Below are 16435 nucleotides of genomic sequence, written 5' to 3'. Positions count from 1 at the left end.
AATTTATAATTACCGTTAGCGTAAACGCTTGGTTTTATTGAATTTGTTTTGTAACTACGATGGTGCAGGGTAAGCCCCGATATCGTGATAAGCTCGCACCATCATGAGCCAGACACCCCGCAATCCCCTGCTTCTGCGCACCCGCGGCATGGCCGCGGAGATCGCCGCGCGCCTGCGCGTGATGATCGACGAGGGCGAACTGCCGCCCGGCGCGCGGATCGACGAAAAGGAACTGAGCCTCGCGTTCGACGTGTCGAAGACGCCGCTGCGCGAAGCGCTGAAGGTGCTCGTTGCGGAAGGCGCGGTCACGCATCGCCAGTACATCGGCTATCGCGTCGCGTCGATCGACATCGACGATCTCGTGTCGACGTTCGAGCTGCTGCACGGGCTCGAGGCGATGGCGGGCGAATTGCTGCGCCAGCGCATCGGCGCGTCGACGCTCGCCGCGCTGCAGGCGAAGCACCGGAAGATGGTCGAATGCCACGAAGCCGGCAAGCGCGTCGAGTATTTCCGGCTGAACCAGCAGATTCACCAGATGATCGTCGACGCGGCCGGCAATCCCGTGCTGTCGGGCATCTATGCGTCGCTGATGTCGAAGGTGCACCGCGCGCGCGGCGCCGCGAACACGGACACGCTGCGCTGGGCCGAATCGCTGCATGAGCACGAGGAGATCATGGCCGCGCTCGCCGATCCCGACCATACGCGGCTGCCGCAGGTGCTGCGCAGCCATTCGGAGAACACCGCGCGCGAAGTGCTGGCGATCCTCGATCGCACCAGCACGGCCGACGCGCCGGGCAAGCGGGCGGCCGAAGGGTAACCGCTCGCCCGAATCAGCGAACCGGCCGCGTAGCGGCCTGCCGACAGCGCGCTACGCGGCCTTCAACGCGCGCCGCGCCACTTCCGCGAAATAACGCGCGCCGACCGGCAGGATCTCGTCGTTGAAATCGTACGTCGCGTTGTGCAGCGGCACGCCGCCGCGTCCGGCCGCTTCGCCGTTGCCGATGAACACGAAGTTGCCCGGCACCGCCTGCAGGAACGCACCGAAGTCTTCCGAGATCATCATCGGCTGCACGTCGGCGTTCACCGCGTCGGCGCCCGCGACGTGCGCGGCGGCCTGCACGGCCGTGTCGACCCATTCCGCGGAATTCACCGTCGGCGCGAACTCGTGCGTGTACTCGAACGTGCAGGTCGCGCCATGCGCGCGGCAGATCCCTTCGCTGATCTCGCGCATCCGCGTTTCCAGCAGCGCCTGCACGTCGCGCGAATAGCTGCGCGTGTCGCCCTTGATCGTCACCGTCGACGGCAGCACGTTGCGCAGCCCGTCGGTGATGAACTCCGTACACGAAATCACGGCCTGCAGGCCGGGATCGAGATTGCGCGACACGATCGTCTGCAGCGCGAGCACGATCTGCGAGCCGATCACGATCGGATCGATGCCCATGTGCGGGCGCGCCGCATGCGTGCCGCGCCCGTCGATCCGGATCACGAAGTTGTCCTCGCTCGCCATGATGCCGCCCGCACGCGTCGAGAACGTGCCGGCGCGCATGCCCGGCATGTTGTGCGCGCCGAAGATCGCGTCGACCGGAAAGCGCTCGAACAGGCCGTCGGCCATCATCGCCTTCGCACCGCGGCCATGCTCCTCGGCCGGCTGGAAGATGAAGCGCACGGTGCCGTCGAAGTCCTTGCGCTCGGCCAGCAGCTGCGCGGCGCCGAGCACCATCGACATGTGGCCGTCGTGCCCGCACGCGTGCATCTTGCCCGGCGTGCGCGACGCATGTTCGCGGCCCGGCGCGTGCTCGGCGATGTTCAGTGCGTCCATGTCCGCGCGGATGCCGATCGCGCGCGTGCCGGTGCCGGCCGTCAGGTTCGCGACGAGGCCCGTGCCGCCGATCCCGCGATGCACGTCGAGCCCGAGCGTCGTCAGGATCCGCGCGACGTAGTCCGACGTGTTCACTTCCTCGAAACCCGTCTCCGGGTGCCGGTGCAGATGCCGGCGCCAGGTCTTCAGTTGTCCCTGCAGCGTGCTTTCCGCCGTTGCGTCCAGTGCGTCCATGGTGCTTGCCTCGTCGATCGTCATGTCGTTGGGTCCGCTCAGGCCATCGCGGCCGCGCGGTTCAGCCAGTCGCGCTGGCGCGCCAGCACCGCGTCGGCGGTCTCGCCGACGCACTGCTGGTAGACGGACGGCGCGGTCGCGCCTTCCGTGTTGATCGCCAGCACGCGCGCGTTCGCATCGAGCCCCGCCTGCCGTGCCAGCGCCGGGTCGCGCATCAGCACGGTCAGCCCGGCGATGCCCGCCGCGCCCGATTCGCCGGACACGAACGGCACGTCGCGTTCGCTGCCGGCGGCAAGCGCGCGCATCGCCTGCACCGCGTCATCGTCGTCGATCAGCATGAAGTGGTCGATGCACGGTTCGAGGAAATCCCATGCGAGCGGCGACGCCTCGCCGCACGCGAGCCCCGCCATCACCGAATCGACGCTGCCGGTCGCCTTCGTCGCGCGCCCGGCGAGCGCGCTCTGGTACAGGCAATCGGCCTGGCGCGGCTCGACGACGATGAAATGCGGCCGCCGCACGCCAGCATGCTCCCACAGATAACTCGCGACACCGGCCGCAAGACCGCCGACACCGCCCTGCAGGAAGACGTGCGTGAACGGCTGGCCGCCGTTGCCGCCGTTGCCGCCGTTGCCGCCAGCATCATCGCCCGCTGCCTGCTGCGCGAGCGCTTCGGCCGCGATCACGCCATACCCCTGCATCACGTCGCGCGGAATCGCCTCGTAGCCGTCGTACGACGTATCCGACACCACGTGCCAGCCGTTCGCGTCCGCGAGCTGCGCGGCGTGCACGACCGATTCGTCGTAGTTGCCGGCGATCCGCACGATCCGCGCGCCGTGCGCGACGATCGCCTGCTCGCGTTCCGCGTCGACGTGCGCATGCAGCACGATCACGCAGCGGCAGCCGATCGCGCGCGCGGCGGCGGCCAGCGCGCGGCCGTGATTGCCGTCGGTTGCGCTGATCACCGTCAGGTCGGCCAGCGACGCCGCGTAGCGTCCCGTGACGAGCCCCTGCGGATCGAGTTCCTCGTTGCGGCATAGCCGCTTCACGAGCCGCATCAGCGCGATCGGCGCGCCGAGCGCCTTGAAGCTGCCGAGCGGCGAGCGGCATGCCTCGTCCTTCACGCTGACGCGCGCGACGCCGAGCCGCGCGGCCAGGTCCGGCAGCGCGCGCAACGGCGTGCGCGCGGCGCCGACGAGCGGCCAGTGCGACAGCCACGCGCCGCTCTCGTCGGCCGCGGCGATGTTCATCACGCGGTGCAGCGTGTCGGGATAGTCGGTGCGCGACGCGCGGGGATTGGCGATCAGCATGGCGGGAAGGGCTCCGGAAAAGGGCCGCGCGGGCGGCCCGTCGGTGGATGCGGTGCGGGCGCATACGGGTTGCGCTCGCCGTCGGTCCGAAAAATAATATTGCGCAGGCCGGTCAACAAAATCGCCAAATCGGCGGTCCGGACGCAAAAATTTCTCATTCTTTCGAGGCTGCCGCACCATCATGCCCACCCCACTCGATGCGTTCGATCGCAAGCTGCTGATGGAAGTCCAGCGCGACGCGAACACGCCGCAGAACGAACTCGGCGCCCGCGTGAACCTGTCGACCGCCGCCGTGAACCGCCGCCTGCGACGGCTCGCGGAAGACGGCGTGATCGAGCGCTATACCGCCGTCGTCGCGCCGGAGAAGGTCGATCATCCGCTGACGATCGTCGTGAACGTCGAGGTCGAGAGCGAGCAGATCGACCAGCTCGACGCGATGAAGCGGACCTTCGAGCGCTGCCCGCAGATCCAGCAGTGCTACTACGTGACCGGGGAATGGGATTTCGTGCTGATCCTGGCCGTGCGCAACATGGATCAGTACAACGCGCTCACGCGCGAGCTGTTCTTCGCGAACAACAACGTGAAGCGGTTCAAGACGCTGGTGAGCATGAGCCGCGTGAAGGTCGGGCTCGAGGTGCCGGTCGATCTCGGCGAATGACGGCCGGCGTCAGCCGCTCTCAGCGCCCGTCGGCGGCCAGCGACCCGAAAAACGTCGCGACCTTGGCCTTGCTCGTCGTCTGCAAGCGCGACATGAGCCCGTGATCGACCTGCCGCACCCCGTAAGTCTCGCCGATGTCGCGCTGCAACCGGCACCACAGATGGCTCGCGATCTCCGCATCGACCATCGCACGGTGAGCACGGCCCGCCTGCGGCAAGCGCAGCATGTCGGCCAGGCTCGACAGCCGGTGACTCCGCGCGTGCGGGTAGATGCGCCGCGCGACGAGCATCGTGCACGCGAACGCATGCTCGGCCGCCATGCCGAGCATCCCGAGCTCGGCCTGCCAGAACCGCTTGTCGAAGCCGGCGTTGTGCGCGACGACGGGATGGCTGCCGACGAACGCGGCGGCTTCCTTCATGACCGTCGACACCGGCGGCGCCGATGCAATCATCTCGTTCGTGATCCCGGTGAGGGCGACGACGTCGGACGGAATGCGGCGGCCCGCGTTCATCAGGCTCTGATAGCGGTCGACGATCTCGCCGTCGCGGAGAAGGATCACGGCGATCTCGGTCGCCCTGTCCCCCATGTTCGGAGAAAGCCCGGTTGTTTCGAAGTCGAGTACCGCTACGGTTTGCATGGTCGGATCAGAGGAAAGATACCTGGCGCGGAACGCCGGTCGGGACGCGTCGCACCGACGAGAAGCGCCACAGTGTATCCCCCGGATGCCGCGGCGGGCGGCAAACTCGAGCCTCATGCGCGGCTCGTCGCCGTTTTCGTCCGGACGGACAGGCACGCTCGCCCCATCCGACGCTGAACGACGACGCATGTACCGATGCTTCCGCGCATCGGTACATTCCCTTTCTCTACGTCACCGACAACTGAAGCTCGCCGCCGAATTCACGTCGCCCGAGCCGTTGTAGCGCGCGACCTGCGGATACGGGCACAGCGGCCGCGTGCGTCCCGCCCCCCACGACGTCGGCACGTCCGCGTTCGGCACCGCGTTCGTCGTGTCGCGCGCCGCGGCAACGATCGCGGTGGGCGCCTGCCCCTGCTCGACCCACGCGACGAGCGGCGTCAGCATGTCGAACTGGTCGGCCGCCGGCCCGCCCGAGCAATGGTTCATTCCCGGCACCGGATAGAAGCGCGCGAAACCCGACGCGTCGCCGCCGTTCGCCTGCGCGAGCCGCCCGTACCAGTCGCTCGTGTCGTTGAACGAGAACACCGGGTCGCCGGTGCCGTGATAGACGAGCAGCTTCGCACCGCGCGACTTCAGCGCGGACAGGTTGGTCTCGTCCGGCGGCGTCATGAACGACCACGCGGATTGCGTGTACACGCCGTTCGTCGCGAAGATCGCCGGCGCGTCGTTGTCCATGTCGAAGCCGAGCGCGAAGCCGGCGAGGTTAGCGAGCGTCGCGGCGGTTTTCGGCGGCGTCATGAACGTGAACGCCATCGCGGCCGGGTCGAGCGTGACCGAGTTCGACTGCTTCCACGCGGCCCAGCCGCCGGCAGCAACGCCCGGATCGTACGGAAAGCTCGCATAGAGCGCCGTGCCCGCGCTGTTGCGCGCGCCCGCGAACACGTTCTCGAGTGCCCCCTTCTGCGCGGTCGTCAGGCAGGAACCGGTGCGCGTGCCGTTCGCGCAGGTCGGAATGTCCGTCTCCACGCTGAAATGCGCCTGGCACGCGGCGACGTCCTGCACCATCCCGTCCGTCGTGCCGTCGAGCGCATCGCACTTGTCGAGAATCTTCGCACCGACGAACCGGCGTTCCGCGTCGGTGAAGCCGCTGCGGATGTCCGGCAGCCCGTTCGTCCCGGTCGCCGACGCGATCTTCGCGAACTGCTGCGCGCCGTACATCTCGCCGATCGCTGCCTTCGGCAGATGGAAGCCCGGGTCGCCCGCGATGATCCCGTCGTAGTCGCCCGCGTTGCGCACGGCCGTGACCATCGCGTGACGGCCGCCGTTCGAGCAGCCGCCGAAATAGCTGCGGTCGGGCGTCTTCCCGTATGCGAGCCGGATCACCTGCTTCGCCATCGGCGTGAGCGCGTCGACGGCGCCGTAGCCGTAGTCGAGCCGCGCCTGCGGATCGAGGCCGAACAGCGGGTTCTGTGCGGCGCCGTGCCCGGCATCCGAGCTGATCACCGCGAAGCCCATGTTCAGCGCGTCGGTCAGCGGCCCGCCGCCGCCGATCTCGCCGGTCGCGGTCACGATATTGCCGTCGAGCCCGCCGTTCGCCTGGTAGAAGAAGCGGCCGTTCCACGCCTTCGGCAAGCGCATCTCGAAACCGATCGCGTAGGTCTTGCCGTCCACCGCGCTCACACGCTCGTTCATCTTCCCTTCGATCACGCAGTGCTCGGCGATCGGCTTGCCGGCCACCTTCAGTGCGCCCGCGGCCGCGGTCGTCACTGACGTGAACGACGTATTCGCATACGACAGCGTCGCGGCGAGCGCGTCGCAGGTCTGCGCCATCGCGGCCGGCGTCGCGGCGCTCATATGCGTCGGCGCCGAGTTGACCGAATCGTCGCCGCCACAACCGGCGAGCATGGCCGCGGCGGACAGCGGCGCGATACAGAGGAATGCAGATTTCCTGTTCAAGATATCTCCCGTTCGTCAGGCTGCCCGATCAGAACATGTGCCGGACGCCGACCATCGCGCCGAGCTGCCCCATCCCTGCGCCGGGTGTCGTGCCGGCCCCGCCGCCGCTGACCGCGTAGCGCGCATGCGCGCTGTTCCACAGATACGACGACTGCGCGTAGACGGCCGTGCGCTTCGTCAGCAGATAGGTCGCGCGCAGCGTGGCCATCGTCGCGCGCGTGTCGTGCGCGCTGTTGACGATCCGGTAGCCTTCGCCGTCGACGACGAAATCGGGCTTCACCGCATACGACGCACCAACGAAGAACAGGTCCGAATGCGCGCCCGGCGCGGCCGGCGAACCGGTCGACACGCGCCGCCCGATCCAGCCCGCGCCGATCCGCGCGCCGGCCGCCTGCGCATATGCGCTCACGTGCGTGCGCGTATCCTTGCCGCCGCTGCTCGTGAAGGCGACCGGCGCGATGCCGTCGAAGAAGTTCGCGGCAGCGCCCGTGCCGCCACGCTGCTCCTCGTACGACGCCGCCGCACCGAAGTACGCGCTGTCGTACTTGAGCATCACCGACCAGTCGCGGCATTGCGTCGCGTCGCCCGGCACCTGCCCCGCGCACGTGCCCTGCCCCGGCGAGTTGCCGGTGCCCGCGCCGTCACGGCCGAACGAATACGCGGCGCCGAGCGTCACGCCGCGATACGTGCCGACGTAGGTCACCGCGTTGTCGGTACGGCCGTTCGGCACATACGCGTCGAACGAGCCGAGGCCGTAGATGTCGGGGCCGATGATGTCCGCCCCCTGCAGCGCGAGATAGGTCATCGTGTACTGGCGGCCGAACGCGAGCGTGCCGAAGCCGCCCTTCAGCCCGACGAACGCCTGCCGCCCGAACAGCCGGCCGCCCTGGCCGAGATCGCCGCCGCGCACGTTGAAGCCGCTCTCGAGCGTGAACACCGCCTGGTAGCCGCCGCCGAGATCCTCGGCGCCGCGCAGCCCCCAGCGCGACGGCAGTTCGCCCGTCACGCCCGGCATGCGCACGACGTGGTCACCGGCCGCGTTCGCGTGCGACACGAACTCGACGCCCGTGTCGATGATCCCGTACAGCGTCACGCTCGACTGTGCGTGCGCGCCGGTTGCGGCCAGCGCGCATGCGCCGGCCGCCAGCAAGGCTTTGGTGTGCTTCATGGTGTTCGTCTCCAGACCTGCGTCGTAATCGCGCTCTACCGGCGCTCGTGGTTGAAAGAGAAATGGGTCAGTCGTGCGCCTGCGGGCGGCGAATCAGCACCAGCGCGGCGACGGCCGCGACGAGCGTGACGGGGATGCTCGCGCCGATCACGACCGGCGCGCTGCGGCCCATCGCGAGCAATTCGGCGGCGGCGAGCGGCCCGACCACCGAGCCGAGCCGGCCGACGGCGACGGCGGAGCCGACGCCGGTGCCGCGCATCGCGGTCGGGTAATAGATCGCGGCCAGCGCATACAGCACCGACTGGCCGCCGACGACGAACATCCCGGCCGCGAACGCGGCGGCAGACAGCCACAGGAGTCCGGGCGCGATCGCCAGCGCGGCAAGCGACAGCACGATCCCCGCATACATGCCGCCGACCACGCGCGACGGACGCAAGCGGTCCATCGACATGCCGATGCCGAGCACGCCGAGGCCGCTGCCGATGTTGAAGAAGATCTGCACGATCCCGGCCTGGCTGCGCGCGAGCCCCTTCGCGGCCATCAGCGACGGCAGCCAGTTCAGCAGGAAATACAGCACGATCAGCGTGCAGAAGTAGCTGAGCCACAGTGCCAGCGTCGTGCCGGTGCGCGAGCCGCCGAACAGCGTCTGCGCGACACCCGGGCGCGCCGCGCCCGACGCGCTGACGTCGAGGAACACACGCGATTCGGGCAGCAGTGCGAGCAGCAACGGCGCGAGCAGCAGCGGCCCGACGCCCCCGACATAGAAGATGTGCCGCCATTCGGCGTCGCCGGCGAGCAGCACGCCGATCAGCGACGCGATCACGCCGCCGAACGGAATCCCGCAGTACATCACGGCCACCGCGCTGCTGCGCGAGCGTGCGTCGACTGCTTCGGACGACAACGCAATGAGGTTCGGCATCGCACCGCCGAGGCCGAGGCCGGTCAGCGCGCGAACGGCGACCAGCATCGCGAAGCTCGACACCTGCGCGGTCGCGATCGACAGCAGCCCGAACAGGCAGACCGACGCGATCAGCACGTGCTTGCGGCCGATCCGGTCGGCCAGCCAACCGCCGAGCATCGCGCCCGGCAGCAGGCCGAAGGTGCCCGCGCTGAACGCGAGCCCCATCTGTGAAACCGAGAGCCCGAATTCATGCGCCATGCGCGGCGCGGCGACGCCGACCGACTGCAGGTCGAGCCCCTCGAGAAGTGCGACCGCGAAACACAGCGCGAGCGTGGTCGCGACCGTGGGTTTTTCGGCTACGTAAGTGTTCATCGTGTCTCCAGTCCCAAGTCTTGTAGTCGGTCGGCCCTGCAACGACCGCCGCGCGCCGTCGCCGGCCAGTGGCGAAGCGGCGCGCGAGGTGTCGTCCGAACGGTCGCCTTTATCAGGCAACCTGATTCACTGGCCGCAAGAATGCCTGCCGGTATCGTGGCCGGCCGGTCGTCATGCCTGCTTGCTTCGGTTTGCTTCTACTTACGCGTAAATCACATCGGGATCGCGCCGCGCCGGGTCGTACAGCGCGTCGATCGTCGCCGCGCGATGCTTCTGCACGGCCGCCTGGTTCAGCGAACCCTTGTCGGTCGCTTCGCCGAGATCGAGCGACGGCGGCGTGTCCATCAGCCGGATGCGCGCGACGAACGTCGACCCACCGGTCGCGTTGCGGTTCAGCGCGGCAAGCCACGCCGCGAACGCCGCACGCACGGCCGGCGCGCGCAGCACGTCGGCCACGGATGCATCGGCGGCGAGCCCTGCCAGCGCACGACACGCGTCGACGCGCGGAAACACCAGCAGCCCGATGTCGTCGCGATTGATCCCGGTGACGACCACGTCCTGCACGTACGGCGCGCCGCTCGACACCGCGTTCGCGCGCAACGGCCCGACGCTCACGAACGTGCCGCTGCTCAGCTTGAAGTCCTCGGTGAGCCGCCCGTCGAACAACAGCCCGAGTTCCGGGCGCTCCGGATCGGCAAAGACGCCCGCGTCGCCGCTGCGGTAATACCCTTCGTCGTCGAACACGTCGCGCGGATCGACGTCCGCATGCCAGTAGCCACGCATCACGTTCGGCCCCTTGAAGCGCAGTTCGAGCTTGCCGCCGCACGGCACCAGCTTCGCGTCGCAGCCGGGCGCGGGCAGCCCGATATAGCCGGCACGCATCAGAGGCCCCGTCGTGAACAGGCACGACGGCGACGCCTCCGTCATCCCGAGGCCGGCCATGATCCGGATCCGTTCGCCGCAATGCGCGTGGGTCACGCGGTCGAGCCGGTCCCAAGCGGCCTGCGACAGGCCCGCGCCGCCGAAGAAATACAGCTTCACGCGCGAGAAGAACGTGTCGCGCAGCACGGCATCGCGTTCGAGCGCGGCCGTCAGTTCTTCCCAGCCCTTCGGCACGTTGAAATAGATCGTCGGCGCGATCTCGCGCAGGTTGCGCACCGTTTCGTCGAAGCGGCCCGGCATCGGGCGGCCGTCGTCGATGTACAGCGTGCCGCCGTTGTACAGCGCGATGCCGAGGTTGTGACTGCCGCCGAACGTGTGATTCCACGGCAGCCAGTCGACCAGCACCGGCGGTTCGCGCGTCAGCTCGGGCATCGTCTGGCGCAGCATCTGCTGGTTGCTGCACAGCATCCGGTGCGTGGTCGGCACGGCCTTCGGCTGCTTCGTCGAACCGGACGTGAACAGGATCTTCGCGAGATGGTCGGGGCCCACCGCCGCGTGGATCGCGTCGATCGTGCGCGGGACGGTGGCGAGCAAGCGCGACAGCGGCACCGCGCGGCCCTTGCCGTCCGCATCGGCATCGTCATCGCGTGCGACGATCAGCGCCGCATCGGCTGGCAACGTGGCGTCGAGCGCACGCGCGAACGGCGCGCGTTCGGCGACGAACACCGCACCCGGCTTGAGCACGCCGAGCGTGTGACGCAGCTTGCCGTAGTCGGTCGACACCAGCGAGTATGCGGGCGAGATCGGCGCATACGGCACGCCCGCCAGCATCGCCGCGAACATCAGCTGCAGATGCTCGAGATCGTTCCCGGACAGCACTGCGAGCGGACGCTCGGCCGACAGCCCGAGATCGATGAGGCCCTGGCCGAGCGCGCGGGCGCGGTCGAGCATCTGCGCGTAGGTGATCTCGATCCAGCGGCCGTCGGCGCCGCGCCGCGCGGCCAGCACGCGGTCGGGATGCGCTTGCGCGCCGCGCACGAGGCAGTCGGTCAGGCGCGTCGGGTAGTCGCCGAGCGATTCGCGCGATCGCAGGTACCACGTGCCGTTCTCCGCGCGCCGAATCTCGGCCGCGCCGACCGCGACGGCCGCCGCACGATAGCGCACGCCGTCCGTGTCGTTTACCGGCCCGCTCGCGGGCTTCGATGCATTCATCGTTGCCTCGCTCATATCGGGTAGTGACGCGGCGTGGTCTGCACGGTGATCCAGCGCAACTCGGTGAATTCGGCGATCGACGCGCGGCTGCCGAAGCGGCCGTAGCCGCTCGCCTTCGTGCCGCCGAACGGCATCTGCGCCTCGTCGTGCACGGTCGGCCCGTTGATGTGGCAGATCCCCGATTCGATCCGGCGCGCGATCGTCATCGCCCGTGCGACATCGCGGCTGAACACGCTCGCCGACAGCCCGAACTCGCTGTCGTTCGCGAGCGCGACCGCTTCGTCGTCGCTGTCCGCGCGCAGGATCGCCACCACCGGCGCGAACGATTCCTCGCGATAGAGCCGCATGTCGCGCGTCACGCCGTCGACGATCGCCGGCTGCATCGTCGCGCCCTCGATCCGGCAGCCGAGCGGCAAACGCGCGCCGTGTGCACGTGCGTCCTCGACGAGCGACGCGGCACGTGCGGCGGCCGCCGCATCGACCATCGTGCCGAGCGGATGACCCGCGCGCGGATCGCCGGCGACCAGCGTGCGCGCCTTCTCGGTCAGCCGTTCGACGAGCGCATCGGCGATCGGCCGCGCGGCGATCACGCGCTCGGTCGACATGCAGATCTGCCCCTGGTTGAAGAACGCGCCGAATGCGATCGCATCGACGGCCGCATCGAGATCGGCATCGTCGAGCACGAGCACCGGCGCCTTGCCGCCGAGTTCGAGCAGCACGGGTTTCAGGTGCGCGGCCGCATGGCGCGCGATGATGCGCCCGACATGCGTCGACCCGGTGAAATTGATCCGCTTCACGTGCGGATGCGCGATCATCCGCTCGACAAGTTCGGGGGCGTCGGCGGCCGCGTGCGTGATCACGTTGACGACGCCCGCGCCGAGTCCGGCGTCATCCAGCACCGCGCCGATCAGCGCGTGCACGCCCGGGCACGCTTCGGACGCCTTCAGCACGACCGTGTTGCCGCACGCGAGCGGCATCGCCAGCGCGCGCGTGCCGAGGATCACCGGCGCATTCCACGGAGCGATGCCGAGCACCACGCCGCACGGCACGCGCATCGCGAGCGCGAGATTGCCGGGCACGTCGGACGGAATCACGTCGCCGTCGATCTGCGTGGTCATCGACGCGGCCTCGCGCAGCATGTTCGCCGCGAGCGTCACGTTGAAGCCGAGCCAGCCGGGCGTCGCGCCGGTTTCGGCGACGCCGGTCGCGATGATCTCGTCGATGCGCGCGTCCATCAGGTCGGCCGCCTTCAGCAGCCGGCGGCGCCGCTCGGTCGGCGCGAGCGCCGCCCATGCGGGGAACGCGCGATGCGCGGCGTCGATCGCCGCATCGGCGTCGGCCGCGCCGGCAGCCGGGGCGCGCGACGCGAGCGCGCCCGTCGCGGGGTTGAATCGGTCGAAGGTTCGCCCGTCGCGGGCGGTGCACCACTCGCCGGCGATCAGCATCCGTCTGTCGGTCATGTCGTCTCCTGCCTTGCCTGTCTCTTGCGGTTGCGTTGGCGGTTGCGTCGGCGCTTGTATCAGCGCTTGTATGCCTGCAGGCCCGGCTTGATCGCCTTGTCGTCGAGGAACTGCTTCAGCCCCTGCTCGCGGCCGCGCTCGGGATCGCGCAGCTGCGCCTGGTCGAGCTTCGCATACAGGTAATCCTCGCACTGCTCCCACGTGAGTTCACGCGAACGCTTGAAGCCGTGTTTCGCCGCGCGCAGCACGACCGGGTTCTTGTCCATCAGCCGCGCGGCGAGCGCGATCGTCGCGTCGCGCAGCCCGGCGAGCGGCACGCTGCTGTTCACGAGGCCCATGTCCGCGGCTTCCACGCCGGTGAACGTGTCGCCGGTCATGATGTAGTGCAGCGCGCGGCGATGCCCGACCGTGTCCGCCATCGCCTTGCTGACGAGGTTGCCCGGCGGGATGCCCCAGTTGATCTCCGACAGCCCGAACACCGCTTCGTCCGCCGCGATCGCGAGGTCGCATGCGACGAGCGGCGAAAACCCGCCGCCGAAACACCAGCCGTTCACCATCGCGATGGTCGGCTTGTTGTACATCCGCAGGCGGCGCCACTGCCATTCCGATGCGTCGCGGCGCACCTTTTCCTGCAGCGCGTCGGAGCCGCCATCGATCTCGCGGAAATATTCCTTCAGATCCATGCCGGCCGTCCACGCGGCGCCCGCGCCGGTCAGCACCAGCACCTTCGCCTCGTCGTCGAATTCGACCGCGTCGAGGACCTCCAGCATCTCCCGGTTCAGCGTCGGGCTCATTGCATTGCGCTTGTCCGGCCGGTTCAGCGTCACCCACGCGATGCCGGCCTCCACGTTCACTTCAACGGTCTGCCAGCGGTTGTCGTACTTGCTCATGTCGGTTCCTGTCGTTCGTTCCTGTGCGATTCGGTGCGCAGCATTCCTGCTGCGGACCGCTTCATTTAATATCAGGCTACCTGATATTGCAAGCGTCACGCGCGCCGGTGTAAACCCGGAGCGGAAGGCGGAGGAAACGACGGAATCGGGGAACGGTCAGGCGACCGGCACAGCGAACGCGGGCCGCACGGGCCCGCGCCGGGAAGGTTCGGGAGGGGTCAGCCGCGCAGGTTGCGCGAGAACAGTTCGAGCGCGCGCTGCACGTGCGCGGCGTCGTCGGCGGAGATGTCGCCGAGCATGCGCGTCTCGAGCGGGCGCAGCACGGCTTCGCATTCACGCAGCATCGCCGCGCCTTCGTCGGTCAGCTTCAGCAGGATGATGCGGCCGTGCGAGGGATCGGCTTCGCGCGTAACGAAGCCGCGGGCGGCCATCACGCTCATCACCTCGTTTGCCGATTGCGGCGTGATCCACGAGCGCTCGGCCAGTTGCGCGTTCGACGACGCGCCGCGCGCCTCGAGCACCGACAGCGCCGTGTATTGCGCGAGCGTGATGCCGAGCGGCGCGAGCGCGTCGGTCATATGCCGGCGCAGCAGGCGGTCGAGGCCGCCGATCACGTAGGTCAGGCGCTGTTGCACGCGCGGCTTCGGCTTGTCGCCGGTCGCACGGGCGGCGTGCTTCGCGGCGTTCTTCGGATTCGCGGGCTTGGTCGGGGTGGAGCTCATGGCGCGGGCAGGATGGGATTGCGGGCCATCTTACCAGCAGGTCGGGGGGTGAATTGCATCGCCGTGACATCGATCTCAACGCGCGCCTTATTTACGATTGACTCGTATAAGTACGAAGACATCCATCGATATGCTAATCAAATTATCGAAAACCATCGTTTTCCATCTTGAAAATTGCACCGCGCATCGGAGCGAGATAAAAGAGCGTCTTCATTCCTCGCACGAGTCACCGTTGAAGAACGCACAACATCGCGAAATGGTTCGCCTGGGAGACGTCACCGATCATGGCGGCACCGTCACCGAAGCCGCCGGGGATCTCAAGCATCTCGGCGTGGGTGTGGCACTGGACAGCCATGGCGTGACGTGCCCGAAATGCGACGGCATCTTTCCGCTGCCGGCAAGCGGCCCGCGCACGCACCGTGGCCGGCTGGTTGGATATCGCGGCGACAAAACCGGTTGCGGTGCAATCGTCATCGGCCAGCGAACGGCGGGGGCAGAGTAAATGGAGATTTTTACCCAGGCTCGCACGCTGTCCATCTCCGGCGCGGCGTTACCCACCTACGGCATGGATGCACTGCCGGTCTTTGTTCCAGTTCGATTGCAAGGCATCGAAACCATTGGCCGTCTCGATGCATGCCGCTACCTCGTCACGTTGCGAACCGACGACGCCTATGCGTTCTCGCCGAGTCGCACGGCCGATCTCGATCTGGACAAGATGGTCGGCACCGAAGTGACGGTGTCGATCCAGCTCGAAGGCAAAGGGCGTTTCATTCCGGGGCTGGCCGGCGCCGCCGGACTTGGCAACATCGGCGCGGGTACGCGCGAGATAACCGGGCTGGTCGAAGCGGCCCGGATTGCCGGTCAGGATCGCGACTCCATCCTGTACGAACTGGAGCTGCGGCCGTGGCTCTATCGCGCGACACTGACGCAGGATTGCCGCCTGTTTCAGGATATGACCGTCGTTGAAATCACCGACGCGGTGCTTTCGAAATATCCCTATCCCGTCGATAAGCGTCTGGGCGCATTCCGGGGCGTCTATCCGAAACGCGACGTGCAGCGGCAGGCGTCTGAATCGGACTGGGCGTTCCTGCAACGCCTCTGGGAAGAATGGGGAATCTGGTGGTGGTTCGAGCACGATGACGGCCATCACCGTCTGGTCTTGTGCGACACGATAGGCGGCCACCAGCCGCACGGCGCGGCCTACGAGACGCTGCGCTATCTGTCACCCGATGGTCAGCGTATCGATGAGGAACACATTCACGCGCTGTCCGTGACCAGCCGCTTGACGCCCGGACGCGTGACCGTCACGGACTACGACTACACACGCCCGCGCGCCGATCTGGCGACCACGGCGGAAAACCCTCGCCCGACCGCGAGCGCCGACGGCGAGATTTACGGTTGGGGCGATCACAGTCAGCCGCTCGCGGGCGCGCAAGGGCTGACGGGCCAGCCGAACGATCCTGCTCGTGAATCGCACCACTTCGCAAACGTTCAACTTGAGGCGCAGCGTTGCGCGGGGCGGCGCGCGAACGGGAAAGGGAATCTGCGCGGTCTGACGGTCGGATACACCTTTACGTTGACCGGCTATCCGCAGCAAGCGGCAAACCGTGAATACCTCGTTGTTTCGTGCGCGCTTGATATCGAGGAAGTCGCGGGCCGGACCGGCGGCGCGCAGACCTATCGCATTGACGCACAGTTCGAACTGCTGCCGACGAACGAGCCGTTCCGCCTGGAACGCAGCGTTCGCAAGCCCGTCATGAGCGGACCGGAGAAGGCTATCGTCGTCGGTCCCGCCGAGCAGGAAGTCTGGACGGACCAATATGGTCGGGTCAAGGTGCAGTTCCAGTGGGACCGGCAGGGCCGGCACGATGAGCATTCGGGTATCTGGCTGCGCGTCCTGTCGCCGTGGCAAGGCGTGGATATGGGCGCGACGTTCATCCCGCGCATCGGTCATGAAGTGGCCGTGTCGCACTATTACGGCGACCCGGATTTGCCGGTGATTATCGGCAGTGCCGTCAACGCATTCCGCCAGCCCGCACTGGACCTGCCGCACAACCAGGCGCTGTCGGTGCTGCGCGGCAAGGAATTTCACGGCAACGCATCGGGCCATGTGGCCATCGACGATACGCAGGAGCAAATCCAGACGCAGATTGCCAGCGACGCGGGCACGTCGATGCTGAGTCTCGGCAACCTTCGGCGCATCACCCGGAAGAAAGG

Annotated in this window: 14 protein-coding genes; 4 read left to right on the top strand and 10 right to left on the bottom strand. The window is 68.0% G+C overall.

Features of this window, described 5'->3' with window-relative positions; translation table 11 throughout:
* Positions 1 to 103: 103 nt before the first annotated feature.
* Positions 104 to 817 carry a GntR family transcriptional regulator gene (locus DIE06_RS05060; protein ID WP_124660438.1) on the top strand — a complete coding sequence of 238 codons (714 nt, stop codon included), beginning with the start codon at positions 104 to 106 and terminating at the stop codon, positions 815 to 817.
* 51 nt (positions 818 to 868) lie between these two features.
* Here DIE06_RS05060 and DIE06_RS05055 read toward each other — a convergent pair whose 3' ends face one another.
* Together DIE06_RS05055 and DIE06_RS05050 are read right to left on the bottom strand one after the other, a co-directional pair.
* Positions 869 to 2053 carry a M20 aminoacylase family protein gene (locus DIE06_RS05055; protein WP_124660437.1) on the bottom strand — a complete coding sequence of 395 codons (1185 nt, stop codon included), beginning with the start codon at positions 2051 to 2053 and terminating at the stop codon, positions 869 to 871.
* Positions 2054 to 2091: 38 nt separating this feature from the next.
* A complete protein-coding gene (locus DIE06_RS05050) occupies positions 2092 to 3360 on the bottom strand; it encodes a diaminopropionate ammonia-lyase (RefSeq protein WP_124660436.1) in 1269 nt (422 codons plus the stop codon).
* A gap of 181 nt (positions 3361 to 3541) precedes the next feature.
* Between DIE06_RS05050 and DIE06_RS05045 the strand changes: the two genes are divergently transcribed.
* Positions 3542 to 4018: an Lrp/AsnC family transcriptional regulator gene (locus DIE06_RS05045; protein ID WP_124615318.1), complete on the top strand. Its 477-nt coding sequence runs from the start codon at positions 3542 to 3544 to the stop codon at positions 4016 to 4018.
* 19 nt (positions 4019 to 4037) lie between these two features.
* Here the strand turns inward: DIE06_RS05045 and DIE06_RS05040 are convergent, their stop codons facing one another.
* The 8 genes from DIE06_RS05040 to DIE06_RS05005 form a co-directional block, all read right to left on the bottom strand.
* Entirely contained in the window at positions 4038 to 4655 is a 618-nt protein-coding gene (locus DIE06_RS05040; protein WP_124660435.1) for a PolC-type DNA polymerase III, read from the bottom strand.
* A 231-nt stretch (positions 4656 to 4886) separates the two neighbouring features.
* Positions 4887 to 6611, bottom strand: a complete 1725-nt coding sequence (locus tag DIE06_RS05035; RefSeq protein WP_124660434.1) for a tannase/feruloyl esterase family alpha/beta hydrolase — start codon at positions 6609 to 6611, stop codon at positions 4887 to 4889.
* Between the two features lie 28 nt (positions 6612 to 6639).
* Positions 6640 to 7779 carry a porin gene (locus tag DIE06_RS05030; RefSeq protein WP_124660433.1) on the bottom strand — a complete coding sequence of 380 codons (1140 nt, stop codon included), beginning with the start codon at positions 7777 to 7779 and terminating at the stop codon, positions 6640 to 6642.
* Between the two features lie 67 nt (positions 7780 to 7846).
* Positions 7847 to 9052, bottom strand: a complete 1206-nt coding sequence (mhpT, locus tag DIE06_RS05025; protein ID WP_124660432.1) for a 3-(3-hydroxy-phenyl)propionate transporter MhpT — start codon at positions 9050 to 9052, stop codon at positions 7847 to 7849.
* Positions 9053 to 9253: 201 nt separating this feature from the next.
* Complete coding sequence (locus DIE06_RS05020; protein ID WP_124660431.1) at positions 9254 to 11161, bottom strand: feruloyl-CoA synthase; 1908 nt, start codon at positions 11159 to 11161, stop codon at positions 9254 to 9256.
* Positions 11158 to 12606: an aldehyde dehydrogenase gene (locus tag DIE06_RS05015; protein ID WP_124660430.1), complete on the bottom strand. Its 1449-nt coding sequence runs from the start codon at positions 12604 to 12606 to the stop codon at positions 11158 to 11160. Before DIE06_RS05015 ends, DIE06_RS05020 begins: the two co-directional genes overlap by 4 nt.
* A 59-nt stretch (positions 12607 to 12665) precedes the next feature.
* Positions 12666 to 13496: a p-hydroxycinnamoyl CoA hydratase/lyase gene (locus tag DIE06_RS05010; protein ID WP_124660429.1), complete on the bottom strand. Its 831-nt coding sequence runs from the start codon at positions 13494 to 13496 to the stop codon at positions 12666 to 12668.
* A 218-nt stretch (positions 13497 to 13714) separates the two neighbouring features.
* Positions 13715 to 14218, bottom strand: coding sequence for a MarR family winged helix-turn-helix transcriptional regulator (locus DIE06_RS05005; protein ID WP_124660428.1), 504 nt, complete (start codon positions 14216 to 14218; stop codon positions 13715 to 13717).
* Between the two features lie 232 nt (positions 14219 to 14450).
* Between DIE06_RS05005 and DIE06_RS05000 the strand changes: the two genes are divergently transcribed.
* Together DIE06_RS05000 and DIE06_RS04995 are read left to right on the top strand one after the other, a co-directional pair.
* Complete coding sequence (locus DIE06_RS05000) at positions 14451 to 14720, top strand: PAAR domain-containing protein (protein ID WP_260433540.1); 270 nt, start codon at positions 14451 to 14453, stop codon at positions 14718 to 14720.
* The coding region (locus tag DIE06_RS04995; RefSeq protein WP_124660427.1) for a type VI secretion system Vgr family protein at positions 14721 to 16435 on the top strand (1715 nt) is incomplete at its 3' end.

Origin of the sequence: Burkholderia sp. Bp8998 (assembly GCF_003854235.1) — a bacterium.
Taxonomy (GTDB): domain Bacteria; phylum Pseudomonadota; class Gammaproteobacteria; order Burkholderiales; family Burkholderiaceae; genus Burkholderia.
Note: the sequence above shows the minus strand (reverse complement) of the source record. Positions and strands in the feature narration are given on the sequence as shown.